Here is a 17966-nt window from a genome sequence, read left to right as displayed (position 1 = left end):
AGAAACAAGGACAGGTGATACTTATGAGTGAACAGCAAATGAAGACGATGCCGATTCTCGCAATGAGGGATGTGTGCGTACTGCCGGGCATGTTGGTTCATTTAGATGTGAGCAGAGAGATTACAAAACGAGCAATTGATGAAGCGATGGCAGAGGATGGAAGTATTTTCCTCACCCTCCAGCGCGATGAATCGATTGAGACACCGTCATTTCATGACTTATATGAAATCGGTGTGATTGCAAAAATAAAGCAGGAAGTAAAAGTAAAAGATGACGTGCTCCGTGTCATGATTTCGACGAAGGAGCGCGGAAATCTTTTGAGTCTGAACCAGACAAAGCCATTTCTTAAGGGAGATGTTGTTCCTTATGAATGGGATGACGAAGAACTGCGTCTGGGGGCACTTGAAAAAGAGGCGATGTGCCGCAATTTGAAAGATGTGTACACGATTTATCTGAATGAAAATCCGCGGGCAAGCCGGAGTGATTTGGAAAAAATCCAAGGTATGAAGGACTTAGGAAAACTGACGGATTTAATTGCGATGCATATCAACATGGGCTTTGACAAACGTCAGGAAATTTTAGAGTGTCTTGACCTAGAACTTCGTTATGAAATGGTGGCAGGTATTCTTACAAATGAGGTGAATTTATCACGGATTCGTGAGGGATACCGCCGCAAAGTCAAAGAAGAAGTTGATAAAAACCAGAAAGAATATTTCCTTCGTGAGCAGATGAAAGTGATACGCAATGAGTTAGGTGACGGTGCATCTTCGGAGGAATATCAGGAAAAATATAAAGAACAGTTAGAGCAGCTTTCATGCAGCGAAGAGGTATATCAGAAAATTGCAGAAGAAATCAAGCGTCTGGATGCAATTCCAACAAGTTCATCTGAACATATTGTAGAGCGCACCTATATTGAAAATCTTCTGGCACTTCCGTGGGACAAAGCTTCGATTGATCGCAATGACATTGTGCATGCGGAGCAGATTTTAGAGGAGGATCACTACGGACTTAAAAAAGTCAAAGAGCGCATTTTGGAATCCTTGGCGGTTCGCTGTCTGACGGATAAGAGCGAGAGCCCGATTTTGTGTCTTGTGGGACCACCGGGTACCGGTAAAACATCAATTGCACGCTCGGTTGCCAGAGCACTTGATAAAGAGTATGTGCGTATCTGCCTTGGCGGTGTTCGCGATGAGGCGGAAATTCGTGGACACAGACGGACGTATGTGGGCGCTTTGCCGGGACGTTTTGTTGAAGGGCTGAAGAAGGCGAAAGTGAGAAATCCGCTGATGCTTTTGGATGAGATTGATAAAGTCGGAAGTGATTACAAAGGGGATTGCGCATCGGCTTTGTTAGAGATTCTTGACCCGGAGCAAAACCGGAATTTTGTGGATCATTATATTGAACTGCCGGTTGATTTGTCGGATGTATTATTTATTTGTACGGCAAATACGACAGAAACGATTCCAAGACCGCTTCTTGACCGAATGGAATTAATTTCCATTGCCGGATATACGGAAAACGAGCGGTTCCACATCGGAAAAGATTATCTAATTCCGAAACAGCTTGAGAAAAATGGTTTGCAGAAGAAAAATTTACAGATTCTGGATGGCGGACTGCGTGCGATTATTTCACACTATACGAAAGAAGCAGGTGTCCGTGAATTAGAGCGTCAGATTGGAAAAATCTGCCGCAAATGTGCAAAAAAAATCATGGAAGGCGAAACGGAGACAATCCGCGTCACTTCTAAAAATATTACAGATTTTCTTGGTAAAAAGCGTTTCCGCGTAGAAAAGGCAGCAAGAAAAGATGAGATTGGTATTGTTCGCGGGCTTGCCTGGACGGAAGTTGGCGGCGATACACTGGAGATCGAAGTGAATACGATGCCGGGTGAGGGGAATTTGAAACTGACCGGACAGCTTGGCGATGTAATGAAAGAGTCAGCAGAAATTGCACTGAGTCTGGTGCGCGCGCTGCTTCCGAAGGAGGAAGAATTTTTCAAAACGCATGATTTTCATCTCCATGTACCGGAAGGTGCGGTGCCAAAAGATGGTCCGTCAGCCGGTGTGACGATGACGACAGCGATTTATTCGGCGGTAACCGGGAAAAAGGTACTGGCAAAAGTAGCGATGACCGGTGAGATTACACTTCGCGGACGGGTTCTGCCAATTGGCGGCTTAAAGGAAAAACTGCTGGCAGCAAAACAGGCGGGCATCCAAAAGGTTGTAGTTCCAAAGGAAAATAAGCCGGATGTTGAAGAACTGGAGGAAGAAATCACAGAAGGTATGCAGATTGTTTTTGCCGGTTCGATTTCGGATGTTTTGAAAGAAGCACTTGTTCAAAAGTAGTGGCCATTTGCCATGTGAAGGGAGAAAAGTATGACGATAAAATCGTTAGAATTAGAGACAGTATGCGGCATTACCAGTAAACTGCCGCAGCATGACAAAATAGAAATGGCGTTTTGGGGACGTTCCAATGTTGGAAAGTCCTCTCTTTTGAATACGCTTTGGAACCGGAAATCTATGGCGCGCATTTCGTCCCAGCCGGGTAAAACTCAGACCATCAATTATTATAACATCAATGATTTATGTTACATGGTGGATTTGCCTGGATATGGTTATGCTAAAATTTCCAAGGAGATTCAGGCAAAATGGGCGCGTATGATTGAGCGTTATCTGGATACTTCAAACGCACTGAGAGTTGTATTTTTACTTGTGGACATCCGCCATGAACCGACCGCAAAAGATGTTGAAACGTATCAGATGTTATTCAAAAAAGGATTTAATCCGCTGATTATTGCGACAAAAGCAGATAAAATAAAGAAAAATGTGAGAAATAAAAATATTTCCATCATCCGAAAGAAACTTGGCTTATCACAGGAAGTGCCGGTTATTCCATTTTCCTCAGCAACGAAAGAGGGAAAGGATGAGGTCTGGGAATATATCGAATTTTTCTTGAATTCACAATTGTTATGATAAAATTTTACGAGGTGATACCGGTATGACAAAGAAGCAGCGGGCAGAAAAAATTATTGATTTGCTGGAAAAAGAATATCCGCTGGCGGACTGTACACTTGATTATGATGAGGCATGGAAACTGCTTGTCAGCGTGCGTTTGGCGGCACAGTGTACGGACGCCCGAGTGAATGTTGTGGTGAAAGATTTATTTGCCAAGTATCCGTCACCGGCAGCACTTGCCGCCGCCACACCGGAAGAAATCGAAGAGATTGTGAAGCCGTGCGGACTTGGTAAAAGCAAAGCAAGAGATATTCATAAATGCATGACTACGCTTGTAGAACAATATAACGGACAGGTGCCGGATGACTTTGATAAATTACTGAAACTCCCGGGTGTTGGTCGGAAGAGCGCCAACCTGATTATGGGCGATGTTTTTGGAAAGCCGGCAATTGTTACCGACACACACTGCATCCGCCTTACAAACCGGATGGGACTCGTGGACGGCATCAAAGACCCGAAGAAGGTAGAGATGGCTCTCTGGAAAATCATTCCCGGCGAGAAGGGAAGCGACTTCTGTCACCGCCTTGTTAATCATGGCAGAGAAGTATGTACCGCAAGAAAAGCTTATTGTGAGAAGTGCTGTTTGCAGGAGGTTTGTAAGAAGTCTTTGTGATAAATATTTGTTGGAATTTTTTTGGTTTCCGTAATTCAAAAGAAAAACTTTGCGTCTCGTGGGCGCTTTCGCTAATTGAGTGCCCATACCGCTACGCACTCAACGAGCGGGAGCGCCCACTTGATACATATTTTTTTAATAAACTACTCGAAAACAAAAAGCCCGCCCAATTCCTACTTCATCAACACCTTCTCATACATCAGCCCAACCAAAAACCAGAGTGGGGCGTAGTCAAAGCGGACGATTCCTTTATAATTTGCTTTGGATTTACTATAATCCCACGGGCAGCAGCCGCGTTTTTTCAAGAAGGAGCCGGTGCCATATTCGGTGAGGAAAATGCAGGCAGTGTAGACGGAGCCGCGCACGAGGACATGCCTGCCCTGCATTTTTTTGCATAAGGGAGAAAGGACAGACGCCATGCCATAAATGGGGAACATCCAGATGGATGTCTGGCAGGGCATTTTCTTATTTTTTTCTCCGCACAAAGAGCCACATCCGGTCCATAAACATTCCATGCCCCAGCCGATGAGACCACATTTCAGAAAATCAGTTGTTTGTTTCTTTAATTTCTTATTCAAAACCATCCCTCCTAGAAGCAGTATGCCCCGAAATGCTTGCGAATACTCATGGAATTCGGTATAATAGATATGATACGTTAGAAAAGCAGAAAATCAGATAGGAGGTACAACAGATATGGCAGTCATTCGACCATTTCAATGTGTAAGACCTGAAAAATCAAAAGCAGCGAGAGTTGCCGCTTTACCATATGATGTATATAATCGACAGGAGGCAAAAGAAGAAGTCCTTCGTGAGCCGATGTCATTTTTAAAAATTGACCGTGCAGAAACCAGTTTTGACGATTCGGTGGACACCTATGCACCGGAAGTTTATCAAAAAGCAAAAGAATTGCTCGAAAAAGATATTGCGGACGGTGTTTATATAAAAGACACAGATTCTGCGTATTATGTATATGAACTTGTGATGGATGGACGTTCACAGACGGGAATTGTTGCCTGCGCATCCGTGGATGATTATGTAAATGGCGTAATCAAAAAACATGAAAATACAAGAGAAGACAAAGAAATTGACCGTATTACACATGTGGACACGTGTAATGCCCAGACCGGACCAATCTTTCTTGCATACCGCAGTGAAAAAGTGATTGATGAAATTGTGGCGAAAAAACAGAAAGAAGAGCCGATTTATGATTTTACGGCGGTGGATGGAATTACACACCGCGTCTGGAAAATTGCGGAGGCAGAGGACGTAGAAAAATTAGGAAAAGCGTTTGCGGATATTGAAAATATTTACATTGCAGATGGCCACCACCGTGCAGCTTCAGCAGTGAAAGTCGGATTGAAACGCAGAAAAGAAAATCCGGGTTATACCGGGGATGAAGAATTTAATTATTTCCTGTCAGTGCTTTTCCCGCATGACCAGTTGATGATTATGGATTATAACCGTACCGTAAAAGATTTAAATGGATTAAGTAAAGACGAATTTTTGGAAAAAGTAGCGGAATGCTTTGAGGTAAATGAAGAAGATGGCGCTGTCCGCCCGCAAAAGAAGGGCGAAGTTGGAATGTATCTCGACAAGCAGTGGTACCGCCTGATAGCAAAACCGGAGTTGTTTGAAGGAAAAGATGCGGTTGGTTCACTGGATGTATCGGTGCTGCAGGATTATCTTTTGGGACCGGTTCTTGGTATTGGCGACCCGCGTACCGATTCGCGGATTGATTTTATCGGAGGAATCCGCGGACTCAAAGAATTGGAGCGTCGGGCAGATAACGACATGAAAGTTTCATTTTCCATGTATCCGACATCCATTACGGAACTTTTTGACGTGGCAGACCAAAAACTTTTGATGCCGCCAAAATCAACGTGGTTTGAACCGAAATTACGCAGTGGATTATTTATTCACGAAATCTAAGGAGGAAATTTTAATGGATAAGTTTTTTAATTCGGACAATGTGGTAATGCGCACGCTCAGCAAAATTTTTGATATTGGCTGGCTGACACTTATTTATCTCGTGTTTTGTATTCCGATTGTTACCGTGGGAGCAGCAACGACATCGCTGTATTATGTAAGCGCCAAAGTGCTGCGCCACAACCGCAGTTATGTATGGCGTGAGTTCTGGCACAGTTTTAAGACAAACTTTTTGCAGTCCACAATTGCGTGGGTTGTAACGGCAATTATCGTGGTGCTTCTCTGGCTGAACATGAATATTGTAGCGGAGACCGGCGGTGAAAAAGGAGGGTATCTGATTGGTGCGTATTACGCCCTTTTGTTTATCATTTTGTGTATCAGCTGTTACATTTACCCGATTATTTCACGCTTTGGAACAAAATTCTCGCAGATTCTGCGTTTGAGTTTATATTGCGCGTTCCGTCATTTTCTGCATACACTTTTGATGCTTGTGATTCTGGCGGCAACGGTAGCACTTATCTGGTTTGGCATGGTGACAAACGTGGTGCTCATTTTCATTTTTGCGCCGGGTGCTGCTTCCCTTTTGTACACGTTCCCAATGGAGCATGTCATGAAAAAATATATGCCAAAAGAAGAGAAAAAATACACAGAAGATGGGGAAGAAATTGTAGCTTGGTATAACGAGTAAAGAAAAGGGAGAAAATTATGGCAAAACAATTAGAAGACTATATGCAGTGGCCGGAAATTGAGGCGCTTATGTATGCCGAGTGCGGCAGACCGGAGACGGTTCTTGGACCGAAGCAGGTGGACAAAAGCCATGTGCTTATCACAGCATTTGAACCGGAGGCAGATTCGATTGTCGTTTCCGGTGAGGATTTAAAAAAAGAATACAAAATGACAAAAATGGACGAGACCGGGTATTTTGCGGTATTGATTCAGGCAAAAAAAATTCCTTCGTATCATTTTGTCTTGAAACAGGGGAAAAAGAAAATTGAAAAAACGGATGCTTATGCAGTAGACTCTTTGTTTGACGGCGTGGACATGACGCAGTTTAGCAACGGAATTCACGATACCGTTTATGAAAAAATGGGTGCTCATCCGATGACAATCGAGGGCGTGAAAGGAACGTATTTTGCTGTGTGGGCGCCGGAGGCAAAGGCAGTTAGCGTCGTAGGTGATTTTAACGACTGGCAGGCAGCGAGAAATCCGATGCGCTATCTGGAGGCAGCAGGAATTTACGAGTTGTTTGTTCCGGGTGTAAGTGCCGGAGATTTGTATAAATATGAAATCTGGGGCGCGGACGGAAAGCGTGTGATGAAAGCAGATCCGTATGGCAATTATGCAGAGCATCGTCCGGCGACGGCAAGCATTGTATGGGATTTGAATAAGTATCACTGGAAAGATGCAAAGTGGCTTACCGAGCGTAAAAAATGGAATGCGAAAAAGGAGCCGATGCTTGTTTACGAAGTGGCGCTTGGCGCATTTAAAAAGCCGGCGGATGCCGAAAAAGAATTTTATAATTACCGTGAACTTGCACCGATGATTTGCGATTATTGTGAGGAAATGGGTTACACGCATGTGGAACTGATGCCGATTATGGAGCATCCGTATGACGCATCGTGGGGGTATCAGGTGACCGGTTACTACGCACCGACTTCCCGCTACGGTACGCCGGATGATTTTATGTACTTTGTAGATTATCTGCATCAGCACGGACTTGGTGTGATCCTCGACTGGGTACCGGCGCATTTTCCAAAAGACGAACATGGACTTGCCCGTTTCGACGGTACTTGTCTGTATGAGCATTTGGACAAGCGTCAGGGCGAACATCCGCACTGGGGCACACTGATTTACAATTATGGCAGACCGGAAGTAATCAATTTCCTTACTGCCAATGCACTGTTCTGGCTGGAGCGTTTTCACATTGATGGACTTCGGATGGACGCAGTCGCTTCTATGCTGTATCTCGATTACGGCAAGGAAGATGGCGAATGGGTTGCCAATGTTTATGGCGGAAATGAGAATTTAGAAGCCATTGCATTTTTACAGAATTTGAACAAAAAAATTCATGAAAGAAAAGATGGAAGCTTTTCGATTGCTGAGGAATCTACGGCGTGGCCGCAGGTGACCGGTCCTGTCAAAGAGGGCGGTCTTGACTTTGATTTGAAATGGAACATGGGCTGGATGAATGATTATCTGGAGTACATCCGCACCGACCCGCTGTTTCGTAAAGGTCGTCATGGTATGCTCACTTTCAGCATGATTTATCAGTATTCGGAGGATTTTATGCTTGTCTTGAGCCACGATGAAGTCGTTCACATGAAAGGCTCCATGTTTACGAAAATGCCGGGAAGTATTTCGGATAAATTTGCTACACTTCGTCTGACGTACGGTTACATGGCAGCACATCCGGGCAAAAAGTTGATTTTTATGGGTCAGGAATTTGGACAGGAAAGAGAATTTTCGGAGAAACGGGAACTCGACTGGAATCTTTTGGATGCCGTAGACGGAGAAATGTCGGATAACGAGAGACTGCGCCAGTATGTCAGTGTTCTCAATTCGTTCTATCTGGCACATCCGGCGATGTATGAACTGGATGCACGTCCTGCCGGTTTTGAGTGGATTAGTACATTGGATGCGGATCACAGTGTAATTGCTTTTTTACGAAAAAGCAAAGACGAAACACTTTTGGTTGTCTGCAATTTTACTCCGGTTTCTTACGAGGCATTCCGTATTGGTGTGCCGTTTGCCGGAAAATATAAAGAAATCTTTAACAGTGATGCGTCCGAATACGGCGGAACCGGATTTGTGAATCCGCGCGTAAAACAGTCCAAACGCAAGCACTGGGATGGCAGAGTAAATTCGATAGAGTGTCGTTTGGCGCCACTTTCGATTCAGATTTTTTCCTGTACGAAAGTTCCGTCAAATGCCGGACGCAAAAAGAAAGAGAGATAAATCATGGAAAATGTGATGCAGCAATTGGTTTCCTATGCGGAACAGCTGATTCCACGCGGGATGGATTTCCTTCTTTCCATCGCCGTTGGAATCCTGGTATTCGCGGTAGGCTCAAAGCTGATAAAAAAGCTATTGAAAATTGTGCGGCGTTCGATGGAAAAAAGAGAAATGGACCCCGGTGTTATTTCCTTTTTTCTCTCGGCATCTAAAATCACGCTGTATGTATTTTTGGTAATTATTGTGGCGCAGATTTTCGGATTTGCCGCAAGTTCGATTATTGCAATTGTTGGCTCTGCCGGTCTGGCAATCGGTCTCGCCCTTCAAGGCAGTCTTGCCAACTTCGCCGGTGGTGTCCTGATTTTGATTATGAAGCCGTTTTGTGTCGGTGATTACATCATTGTCGGTGATGTGGAAGGCGTTGTTCAGAAGATTGATGTGGTTTACACCACGCTGACAACGGCTGATAATCGTGCCGTCATTTTACCAAATGGAAAACTGGCGGATTCTAACATTGTCAATGCAACAAAAGAAGACCGCCGCCGTGTGGATATTTCAGTTGGAATTGCTTATGACGCGCCGCTTAATCTGGCAAAAGAAGTGTTGATGAAAATTGGTGAGAGCCAGAAAGACAGACTTCCTGACGAACCAATTCGCGTTGTCGTTTCAGAGCTTGGCGACAGTGCCGTGATTTTGCTGATTCAGCTCTGGGTGAAACCGGACGATTACTGGACGACTCGCTGGGCAATGACCGAGCAGATTAAGAAGTCGTTTGACGAAGCCGGTATTTCCATCCCATTTCCACAGATGGATGTGCATATGGTATCAACAAAAGAAAACTGAATAAAAATCATTTGAATGACCTCGTACTTTGGAAAGTGCGGGGTTGTTTTTTATGGAAATGTTTTTTTGTGTTGAACTTGTTTGAGTAATATGTTATAAATAAGTTAGGTGGGAAGTTTATTGGACAGTTGGATGTGGTAGGATGGAGTCACCGAAAGGGAAGAAAACCTTTGGAAACTATAAAAATATCAGTTATTTGAAAAAGGTGGAAAGGTGGCGGTATGAATGATAGAATATTTATTCTTAGATATTGAATGGAATGCAAAAAACAATTCAAAGAACATATCCGATTGGGAGCCGGTTCAGGTGGCAGCAATCGGAGCAGATGCAGATTTAAAGGCAGAAAAATCATTTGCCAAGCGGGTAGGTCTGAAAGATATTGAGGCCCTTACAGAAAATACTTGCAAACTAACCCATGTGCAAAGGAAAGAAGTGGCTGTGGCAAAACCAGCAAAGGAAGTGTTCGGAAACCTGAAACAAACATTTTCCAAATTCTCATTTGTTGTTGTCTGGTCTTGGGAAACCTATCAGATATACCGTGAGACTATGAAACGAGAGGAGATACAGCTACCGAAGCATCGAGTTATATTGATGCAGGAAATTTTGCAAACGATAGCGGTGGAAGAAAAGAATCCAATTGGTTTTGAAGCGGCTCTCAGGCAGGCAAAAGTTTCGTATCGGCCGTGGATGCTGCATTACTCCAAATATGATGTTTCTTATCTGTACGAGCTATTTAAGAGTATGTATATAAAATACGACGGGCGGACGAGGGATGATTTATGTGCAGTGAATCCGATTACCCGAAAAATACATCAGAGTGACTGCCGGTATGCAGCAGGAAAAAATGCGGTTGAAATGCAGGGAGCAAAAAAGTTTGTCTTTTCTGGGTATAAACCCTGCCGGTGTTGTTTTTCAAAAGACCAATGGCAGCGTTTTTATTGGAAAAAGCCAAGTAAGGAAGATAGAAAGCAGCAAAAAGTGAAAAGATTAAGGCTTCTTCCGCTTACTGATAATAACATTGAGAAAATCTGTGAGGCGTTTGGCTTTTCCTGTAATTTCATTGCGGATATGGTTTCCATCACCACCGCAGCCGGTTATTGGCGGATTTATCTGGATGATGACAATGTGCGGTATGTTATGCATGCAAACTTTCGCGTCAATCGTTCGACCGCTTCCAAGCGTGGTCGTATAAAATGCAACCAAGGCTTTCACAATCAGAATTTGAAAACCCATAATTTTTATGATGTCGTGCAATATATTTATCATCATGACAAGAAGATGATGCGTGCAAAGAAGAAAAAAATTGATGTGCTTTTTGAGAAAATAGAAAAGGAGTTGGCAGAACAATAAATAAAAAATAAAATGCATAGTAGTAGTGGATATAAAAATATTACAAAAAGTTACATATTTTTTGACATCATCTTTGAAGTGTGATAATATTGGCGTATAAAGCGCTGATGGGGATAGGTAAATAGGAATGGATGAATCCCCAAAACGCAGGAATGTGAGTTGGGGATTTTTTGTCAAAGTGAGTTAAAAGGGTGGCTATATATAGTAATAAATTAAAGGAAAGGATAACGGAAGTTATATAGGTGACAAATAATGGGTGTACGATTTGGATTGGATATTGGAATTGCGTCAGTGGGGTGGGCTGTTGTTTCAGATGAGTATCAGATTTTAGAATCAGGAGCTAATTTATTTGAAGCTGCAGAGGCTAGTAAAAATGCAGATAGAAGAACTTATCGACAGACAAAAAGATTATTAAGAAGAAGGAGAACCAGAGTAAAAGACTTTGAAAAACTTTGGATAAAATATGGATTATCAGTTCCTGAACATATGTGTAATAATCAACTGGATATGAGAATAAAAGGTCAACATGAGGAATTATCGAAAGAGGAAATATATTTTGTGCTTAAATATATGTTATTACATAGAGGAATATCCTATCTAGATGATGTGGTTGATGATACAAATGCAACCGGCGAATATAAAAAAGGTTTATTATACAATCAAAAGGAATTGAATGAAAATAAATTGCCATGTGAAATTCAATATGAAAGATTGTGTAAATATGGTAAATATCGAGGGGAAATTACTACTACCAATAATGAAGAAAAAATTACTTTTTCAAATGTATTTACTAAGAGCGCATATAAAACAGAAATTACTAATTTTCTAGATATGCAGAAAAAATTTCACCCTTTTATTAGTGCTGGATTTATTTCAGAATATATGGCTATATTTGAAAGAAAAAGAGAGTATTATGAGGGACCAGGTAATGAAAAGTCCAGAACAGATTATGGAAAATATACAACACTTATTAATCCCGAAACAGGACAATATATTACAGAAGAAAATATTTTTGAAAAACTAATTGGAAAATGCAGTATATATACTGAGGAGAGACGTATATCCGCAGCTTCTTATACAGCACAAGAGTTTAATTTGTTAAATGATTTAAATAATATTAATGTAAATAATAGAAAACTTTCAAAGGAGGAAAAATGTGCAATTATTTGCAAAGTAAAAACTGAAAAGGTAGTTAATATGAAGCGTATAATTAGTGATGTGATGGGAGAGAAAATCGAATATTTGACAGGATGTCGCATTGATAAAAACGGCAAGGAAATTTTTCATAAGATGGAGCAATATAATAAAATTCGTCGTGAATTTGAGAAGGTAGGACTAGATGTTGATTATTTTTCGAGAGATGAGTTGGATCAGATTGGTGATATACTGACTCTTAATACGGAAAAAGAAGCAATATTGTGTGCTTTTAAGAGGAATGGGGTAGTTATGTCTACAGAGATGCAAGAAACATTGATGGAGATACGTCGTAAAAATGCATCAATGTTTTCTAAGTGGCATAAATTTTCAAAAAAATTGATGCTTGAACTAATCCCTGAACTTTATGAGCAGCCTAAAAATCAAATGCAGTTATTCTCTGAGATGGGAGTATTTAAACCTGATACTGAAAAGTATAAACAGTATAGCAAATTGCCAAAAGAGGAAATACTGGATGATATATATAATCCTGTAGTACGTCGCTCTGTTAGTGTAACTGTAGATATAATTAATGCATTAATAAAAAAATATGGTTGGCCAAAGGAAATAGTTATTGAAATGCCAAGAGATAGAAATACGGAGGAGCAGAAACAGCGTATCCGAGATTTTCAAAAAAATAATGAAAAAGAGCTTAAGGCTATTATCAAAAAGGTAAAGGATGAGTATGGGTATAATATTACGGAGGATCATTTTTATAAGCATAAAAAATTGGCTATGAAATTAAAGTTATGGAATGAACAGGATGGTTTGTGTTTATATTCTGGAAAAACGATAGATATTTATGATTTGGTCAATAATAGAAATGCTTTTGAAATCGACCACATAATTCCGCGGTCTATTTCTTTTGATGATAGCAGAACAAATAAAGTGTTGGTATATGCTACAGAAAATCAATTAAAAGGTAATCAAACACCGTATATGTACTTGAGAGAAACGAAAAAAATGTGGGGACTAGATGATTTTGTGGATTATTGTTGTACATTAAAAGATAAAAAGAAGATTTCAAAAACAAAATTGGATAAGTTGTTATTTAGAGAAGATATAACAAAAATTGACGTATTAAAAAGGTTTATTTCAAGAAATATAAATGATACAAGGTATGCGTCAAGGGTTGTGCTTAATAGTATTCAATCGTTTATAAAAGCAAAGGAGTCAGAAACAAAAGTTAAGGTGGTAAGAGGAAGCTTTACAAGCCAAATGCGTATGGCAATGCAGTTACCAAAAGATAGAGAAAAAGATTATTCTCATCATGCGGTAGATGCAATGCTTATATGTTTTTCTCAGATGGGATATGAGGCTTATCATTTAATACAAAAAGAATTTATTGATTTTGAAAATGAAGAAATTACAAATTATAGTTTGTGGTCAAAAAATATGGATGATGCAACATATCAGAAAGTTATGTTTTCACAGAGATGGAAACTTATTCGCGACAATATAATAAATGCAGAGAAAAAAGTTAAGTATTGGCATCGTGTTGACAAAAAAGCGAATAGGCAGTTATGCAGACAAACAATAAGAGGAACACGAAGAATAGATGATAAAAATATGATTGTTTATAAATTAAATATATATGACAAAACGGGATATGATACTTTGAAAAAGAAACTTTCAAACGGAAAGGAAAGTGATTTTTTGATGTTTCATAATGATCCGAAAACCTGGGAACAATTGAAAATGGTTCTCAACGAATATAGTGATGCTAAAAATGCATTTGTACAATATGAGTTGGAAACGGGGGATTGTTTTCGGAAATGCTCGAAAAAGCATAATGGTCCTAAGGTAACAAATTTAAAATATATAAGTGGCGAGGTTGGTAGTTGTATAGATATATCGCATAAATACAATTTATCACCAAATTGTCAAAAAGTAGTTTTGGAAAATATTAATCCTTATAGAACGGATGTATATTATAGCCGGAAAGAAAAGAGATATTTTTTAGTTGGACTTAAGTATTCAGATTTTAAGTATACTTCAGAAGGGTACCGTATTGACGAAAAAGCGTATTGCAATGCGCTAAAGAATGAGGAAATGCTACAATCTGGAATGTCATTGAATGACTTGTCAAGGTTGGAGTTTGAGTATTTGTTTTCACTGTATAAAAATGATTATATTGAGTATGAGTTAAAGGGCAAAGTCTATGTTGAGCGTTTTTTATCTCGTACAATGCCTCAAAATGCAAATTATATTGAAACAAAACCAATAGAATGTGCAAATTATGAAAAAAGGCATCCTGTAGGTTTAAAGAAAGCAATATCAATAAAAAAGATTAGAACGGATATTTTGGGGAATCGTTATTATGCTCAAAAAGAAAAGTTCACATTAGATGTTGACAATTAAAGATGTATTTGATAAACTATATTACAGTAGATTTTACGATAACTCAATTTTTTCAGATCTACTAAAACAAGGCTTTATGCCGAAATCAAGGACATCGACGGATGTCCTTTTTTTTATAGGAGGGTACTATGGGATTTCGTGTTGTTTTAATAGAAAATGATGTATTTATCAAAATGAAATTGGATAATTTGGTTGTGATTAAAGAAGATGATGAAATATGGATACCAATTGCTGATATTTCTGTTCTTGTATTGGATAATCTTAAAGTCACAATCACTGCACGCATACTGTGTTTGTTGGCTGATTATAATGTTGGTGTTGTACTGTGTAATCAGGAACATTTGCCAATTGGATTTTATTCATCTTATGACAATCATAGTAGAGTTTCCAAAATGATAGGATATCAAATTGAAAAGTCTAAAGAGTATTATAATCAGTTATGGCAACAGATTGTAAAAGCCAAAATTGAAAATCAAGCAAATGTGTTGGAAATGTTAGGTAAGAGCGAAAAGGTGATTTGTGCAATTAGGGAATTTATAGAACAAGTTGAATCCGGGGATGCGAATAATAGAGAAGCACATGTTGCTAAATTATATTTTAATGAATTAATGGGATGCACTTTTTCTAGAGGGAATGATAATATATTATTAAATTCAGGGTTGGATTTTGGATATGCTATATTGCGTTCGTTTCTTGCTAGATTATGTGTTGGTTATGGATTAAATAGTCAATTGGGAATTCATCATTGCAATGAGTATAATCGGTTTAATTTAGTTGATGATATGATTGAACCATTTCGACCTTTTGTGGATTTATGTGCTTATAAGTGGTTGCAGAACGAGAAGTATTTTAAGCCTGAACACCGTCACCAACTTATCAATATACTAAATCATAAAATGAGGTATAAAGGCAGAGTTATGTATATATGCAATGCTTTAGAAGAATATGTATCAGATATTGCGGCATTGTTTGCACATAGAAGAAAGGAAATTGTTTATCCAAGTATTATGAATTATTTGGGGGAAAAGGATGAAGTATAGAGTTATGAGAATGATGTGTATGTTTGATTTGCCAATGGAAACAGAAAAAGAGAAAAGAGCTTATCGGATTTTTCGAAAAAATATTATTAGAGAAGGATTTTATATGATGCAATATTCTATATATGTTAGAACTTGTCCAAATCGGGATTTTTGTAAACGTCTTCAAAAACGTATTGAGAAATTTTTGCCTGAAAATGGAAATGTTCGTTTACTAATTGTGACTGAAAAACAATATGAAGATATGAAGTTGCTAGTTGGCTGTAAAAACCAAACGGAAAGTAAAATAGGAGAAAGGAGGTTTATAGTTATATGAATTTGACAATAAGATATGAGAACAAAGAATATATGCTAAATTTATTGCCTTTTTCACAATTATGTGGTGAAAATATGATAGCAAAAGAAAATATTGTAAATGCATTACATAATTATTTTGGAACTGGGAAAATTTTAAGTCAGAAAAATTGTGAAATATTATCAGAAGGACATGAAGTTGGTAAAAAATATTTTACAGTAAGTCTTATTAGAGAACGGGAGGATATTATTAAGGAAATATCAATGACAAAAACAAGTATGATGATGAAATATTTTGAAACACAAATTAGTGATTTTTCTGCAAATGTAGAATTGGAAAAAATTGCTTTACATATGGAGAAAATATATAAAGGCATAAATAGTAAAGTAGCCACATCACTTGGAGGAATTGCATTTGGTTATAAAATGAATGATTTGGTGAATATGCTTCAAAAAACAGTAGTTATGTTAGATGATGATAGAGAATTAAATGAAATAGGAAATTGGGAATTACTTATGGTTTATTTGAATTTACAGAAGGAACTGCAAAAGGACGATGGCGAAAAAAGACTGATTATTTTAAAAAATATAGAAACGTTATTGACTGCAAGAGAATATAAAGAGTTTTGTGTATTTATAAAAAGGTATATCAAGGAAACTTCTGTTTGGATAATATTGTCAATAATATTAAATGAATACGTTGATTTTTCCGTGGAGTATTTTCATGGGATAAATGTTGTTAATGATGGAGTTTTTTGTTTTCCGACAAAGGAACGTTTAGAAGAATTCCTCGAAAGAAATTATCCGTCGAATTTGTTTCGAAATAAGAATGTAGATAAACTTATGTGTGAAATTGTACATAAAATTGGCAAATCAAATAACAGTATATTATTTGATTCATTTGTTATTCTTAAATTATTGAATAAAACATTATGTATTAATCAAGGGGAGATATCTGGCTTGAATAGTATGGAGTATGAGTTTTTGCACGATAGTGATTTTTGAAATAGTGTTGCGATTATTAAATATGTAATATATAATTATAATAGTATTAAAAGTGAAGGGGGGCAAATTTGATGTTTTAGTACCTGGAAGAATTGAGTTATCGTAAAACCGACTAAAGTTGCCTCCGCTTCAGAAGCTGTTTTAGTACCTGGAAGAATTGAGTTATCGTAAAACTCCTCTACGGTACGTTCCACGTCCTTTTGGTTTTAGTACCTGGAAGAATTGAGTTATCGTAAAACTTTGAAGATATAGTTTTTACCAAAGATGGGTTTTAGTACCTGGAAGAATTGAGTTATCGTAAAACAATCACTTCTAAGGTACTCAATACAGTAGAGTTTTAGTACCTGGAAGAATTGAGTTATCGTAAAACATACAAATGTAAAAAGTGCAGAAATGGCAGTTTTAGTACCTGGAAGAATTGAGTTATCGTAAAACGAAGATGATGTGATTCTACATTTGGGGGATGTTTTAGTACCTGGAAGAATTGAGTTATCGTAAAACTAAAGTTGTGCAGAAAGTAAACAAAAAATGGTTTTAGTACCTGGAAGAATTGAGTTATCGTAAAACTATTGCCTTTGGCAAGCATCCCCGACTGTCGTTTTAGTACCTGGAAGAATTGAGTTATCGTAAAACCCACCAAGCAATTCATTTAACCCTTTAAGGTTTTAGTACCTGGAAGGATTGAGTTATCGTAAAACAGATTATCGCAGGACACAAGAGACACCGCGGTTTTAGTACCTGGAAGGATTGAGTTATCGTAAAACTAAAAGAGTATTAGAAAGCAGGTGGTAACAGTTTTAGTACCTGGAAGGATTGAGTTATCGTAAAACGAAGTAGTCAAGATTACACCAAGCAAGACTGTTTTAGTACCTGGAAGGATTGAGTTATCGTAAAACCACTTTACAACGTACCATCTTTGATACATGGTTTTAGTACCTGGAAGGATTGAGTTATCGTAAAACATGGTAAATTTTATTTATCAACCGATATGGGTTTTAGTACCTGGAAGGATTGAGTTATCGTAAAACAGTTTAGTCATGCGGCTAAAAAAGCACTCAGTTTTAGTACCTGGAAGGATTGAGTTATCGTAAAACCCGTTTGCAAGTATAACTTTGTGCAATTCGGTTTTAGTACCTGGAAGGATTGAGTTATCGTAAAACAGTATTTTAGTCTTGGTTTTGAACAGTTGGGTTTTAGTACCTGGAAGGATTGAGTTATCGTAAAACCAGTTTGCAAATATAATTTCGTGCAGTTCGGTTTTAGTACCTGGAAGGATTGAGTTATCGTAAAACAAGCATATTCTTCATTCATAGCAGTTTCGAGTTTTAGTACCTGGAAGGATTGAGTTATCGTAAAACTCTGTATCTGTAAACACAC

Annotated in this window: 13 protein-coding genes and 1 CRISPR repeat array (1 of these 14 cut by a window edge); of the genes, 12 read left to right on the top strand and 1 reads right to left on the bottom strand. The window is 38.7% G+C overall.

What is annotated here, in order from left to right:
• Positions 1 to 23: 23 nt before the first annotated feature.
• From lon to nth, 3 genes are read left to right on the top strand one after another with little or no spacing between them, the layout of a single operon-like run.
• The gene (lon, locus tag DW019_RS04225) at positions 24 to 2345 is read left to right on the top strand and encodes an endopeptidase La (RefSeq protein ID WP_117478947.1); all 2322 of its coding nucleotides are present in this window, start codon (positions 24 to 26) and stop codon (positions 2343 to 2345) included.
• Positions 2346 to 2375: 30 nt separating this feature from the next.
• A complete protein-coding gene (gene yihA, locus DW019_RS04220; protein WP_022376218.1) occupies positions 2376 to 2972 on the top strand; it encodes a ribosome biogenesis GTP-binding protein YihA/YsxC in 597 nt (198 codons plus the stop codon).
• 25 nt (positions 2973 to 2997) lie between these two features.
• Positions 2998 to 3627: an endonuclease III gene (gene nth, locus DW019_RS04215; protein ID WP_118442617.1), complete on the top strand. Its 630-nt coding sequence runs from the start codon at positions 2998 to 3000 to the stop codon at positions 3625 to 3627.
• A 173-nt stretch (positions 3628 to 3800) separates the two neighbouring features.
• On the opposite strand, the gene DW019_RS04210 is transcribed toward nth, so the two are convergent.
• The gene (locus DW019_RS04210; RefSeq protein ID WP_279217638.1) at positions 3801 to 4205 is read right to left on the bottom strand and encodes a hypothetical protein; all 405 of its coding nucleotides are present in this window, start codon (positions 4203 to 4205) and stop codon (positions 3801 to 3803) included.
• Positions 4206 to 4320: 115 nt separating this feature from the next.
• Here DW019_RS04210 and DW019_RS04205 point away from each other — a divergent pair, with 115 nt between their 5' ends.
• The 9 genes from DW019_RS04205 to csn2-St all read left to right on the top strand — a co-directional run bounded on the left by DW019_RS04205 (position 4321) and on the right by csn2-St (position 16589).
• Positions 4321 to 5556: a DUF1015 domain-containing protein gene (locus DW019_RS04205; protein ID WP_022377864.1), complete on the top strand. Its 1236-nt coding sequence runs from the start codon at positions 4321 to 4323 to the stop codon at positions 5554 to 5556.
• A gap of 13 nt (positions 5557 to 5569) precedes the next feature.
• A complete protein-coding gene (locus DW019_RS04200; protein WP_118442615.1) occupies positions 5570 to 6241 on the top strand; it encodes a DUF624 domain-containing protein in 672 nt (223 codons plus the stop codon).
• Between the two features lie 17 nt (positions 6242 to 6258).
• Positions 6259 to 8508, top strand: coding sequence for a 1,4-alpha-glucan branching protein GlgB (gene glgB / locus DW019_RS04195; protein ID WP_118442614.1), 2250 nt, complete (start codon positions 6259 to 6261; stop codon positions 8506 to 8508).
• A 3-nt stretch (positions 8509 to 8511) separates the two neighbouring features.
• A complete protein-coding gene (locus DW019_RS04190; protein ID WP_118442613.1) occupies positions 8512 to 9348 on the top strand; it encodes a mechanosensitive ion channel domain-containing protein in 837 nt (278 codons plus the stop codon).
• A 225-nt stretch (positions 9349 to 9573) separates the two neighbouring features.
• Positions 9574 to 10698, top strand: coding sequence for a hypothetical protein (locus tag DW019_RS04185; protein ID WP_118442612.1), 1125 nt, complete (start codon positions 9574 to 9576; stop codon positions 10696 to 10698).
• A 252-nt stretch (positions 10699 to 10950) separates the two neighbouring features.
• Complete coding sequence (gene cas9, locus DW019_RS04180; RefSeq protein ID WP_118442611.1) at positions 10951 to 14253, top strand: type II CRISPR RNA-guided endonuclease Cas9; 3303 nt, start codon at positions 10951 to 10953, stop codon at positions 14251 to 14253.
• 128 nt (positions 14254 to 14381) lie between these two features.
• Positions 14382 to 15293 carry a type II CRISPR-associated endonuclease Cas1 gene (gene cas1 / locus DW019_RS04175; RefSeq protein WP_118442610.1) on the top strand — a complete coding sequence of 304 codons (912 nt, stop codon included), beginning with the start codon at positions 14382 to 14384 and terminating at the stop codon, positions 15291 to 15293.
• Positions 15283 to 15606: a CRISPR-associated endonuclease Cas2 gene (gene cas2 / locus DW019_RS04170; protein WP_118442609.1), complete on the top strand. Its 324-nt coding sequence runs from the start codon at positions 15283 to 15285 to the stop codon at positions 15604 to 15606. The genes cas1 and cas2 overlap by 11 nt, the downstream gene beginning before the upstream one ends.
• On the top strand, positions 15603 to 16589 hold the full coding sequence (gene csn2-St / locus DW019_RS04165; RefSeq protein ID WP_118442608.1) for a CRISPR-associated protein Csn2-St: 987 nt from the start codon (positions 15603 to 15605) through the stop codon (positions 16587 to 16589). The genes cas2 and csn2-St overlap by 4 nt, the downstream gene beginning before the upstream one ends.
• Before the next feature lie 73 nt (positions 16590 to 16662).
• A CRISPR array of direct repeats spans positions 16663 to 17966; the repeat unit is 36 nt; unit sequence GTTTTAGTACCTGGAAGGATTGAGTTATCGTAAAAC (it continues 312 nt past the right edge of the window).

The sequence above is a fragment of the Clostridium sp. AF37-5 genome (assembly GCF_003477605.1).
Taxonomy (GTDB): domain Bacteria; phylum Bacillota; class Clostridia; order Lachnospirales; family Lachnospiraceae; genus Eubacterium_F.
The sequence above is the reverse complement of the archived record's forward strand: the minus strand, read 5'-3'. Positions and strand labels throughout refer to the sequence as shown.

Bases quoted from the DNA above. Each gene is read 5' to 3' on its own strand.
- lon (WP_117478947.1), top strand. From the start codon at position 24: ATGAGTGAACAGCAAATGAAGACGATGCCGATTCTCGCAATGAGGGAT.
- csn2-St (WP_118442608.1), top strand. From the start codon at position 15,603: ATGAATTTGACAATAAGATATGAGAACAAAGAATATATGCTAAATTTA.
- DW019_RS04190 (WP_118442613.1), top strand. From the start codon at position 8,512: ATGGAAAATGTGATGCAGCAATTGGTTTCCTATGCGGAACAGCTGATT.
- glgB (WP_118442614.1), top strand. From the start codon at position 6,259: ATGGCAAAACAATTAGAAGACTATATGCAGTGGCCGGAAATTGAGGCG.
- DW019_RS04185 (WP_118442612.1), top strand. From the start codon at position 9,574: ATGATAGAATATTTATTCTTAGATATTGAATGGAATGCAAAAAACAAT.
- yihA (WP_022376218.1), top strand. From the start codon at position 2,376: ATGACGATAAAATCGTTAGAATTAGAGACAGTATGCGGCATTACCAGT.
- cas2 (WP_118442609.1), top strand. From the start codon at position 15,283: ATGAAGTATAGAGTTATGAGAATGATGTGTATGTTTGATTTGCCAATG.
- cas1 (WP_118442610.1), top strand. From the start codon at position 14,382: ATGGGATTTCGTGTTGTTTTAATAGAAAATGATGTATTTATCAAAATG.
- cas9 (WP_118442611.1), top strand. From the start codon at position 10,951: ATGGGTGTACGATTTGGATTGGATATTGGAATTGCGTCAGTGGGGTGG.
- DW019_RS04205 (WP_022377864.1), top strand. From the start codon at position 4,321: ATGGCAGTCATTCGACCATTTCAATGTGTAAGACCTGAAAAATCAAAA.
- nth (WP_118442617.1), top strand. From the start codon at position 2,998: ATGACAAAGAAGCAGCGGGCAGAAAAAATTATTGATTTGCTGGAAAAA.
- DW019_RS04200 (WP_118442615.1), top strand. From the start codon at position 5,570: ATGGATAAGTTTTTTAATTCGGACAATGTGGTAATGCGCACGCTCAGC.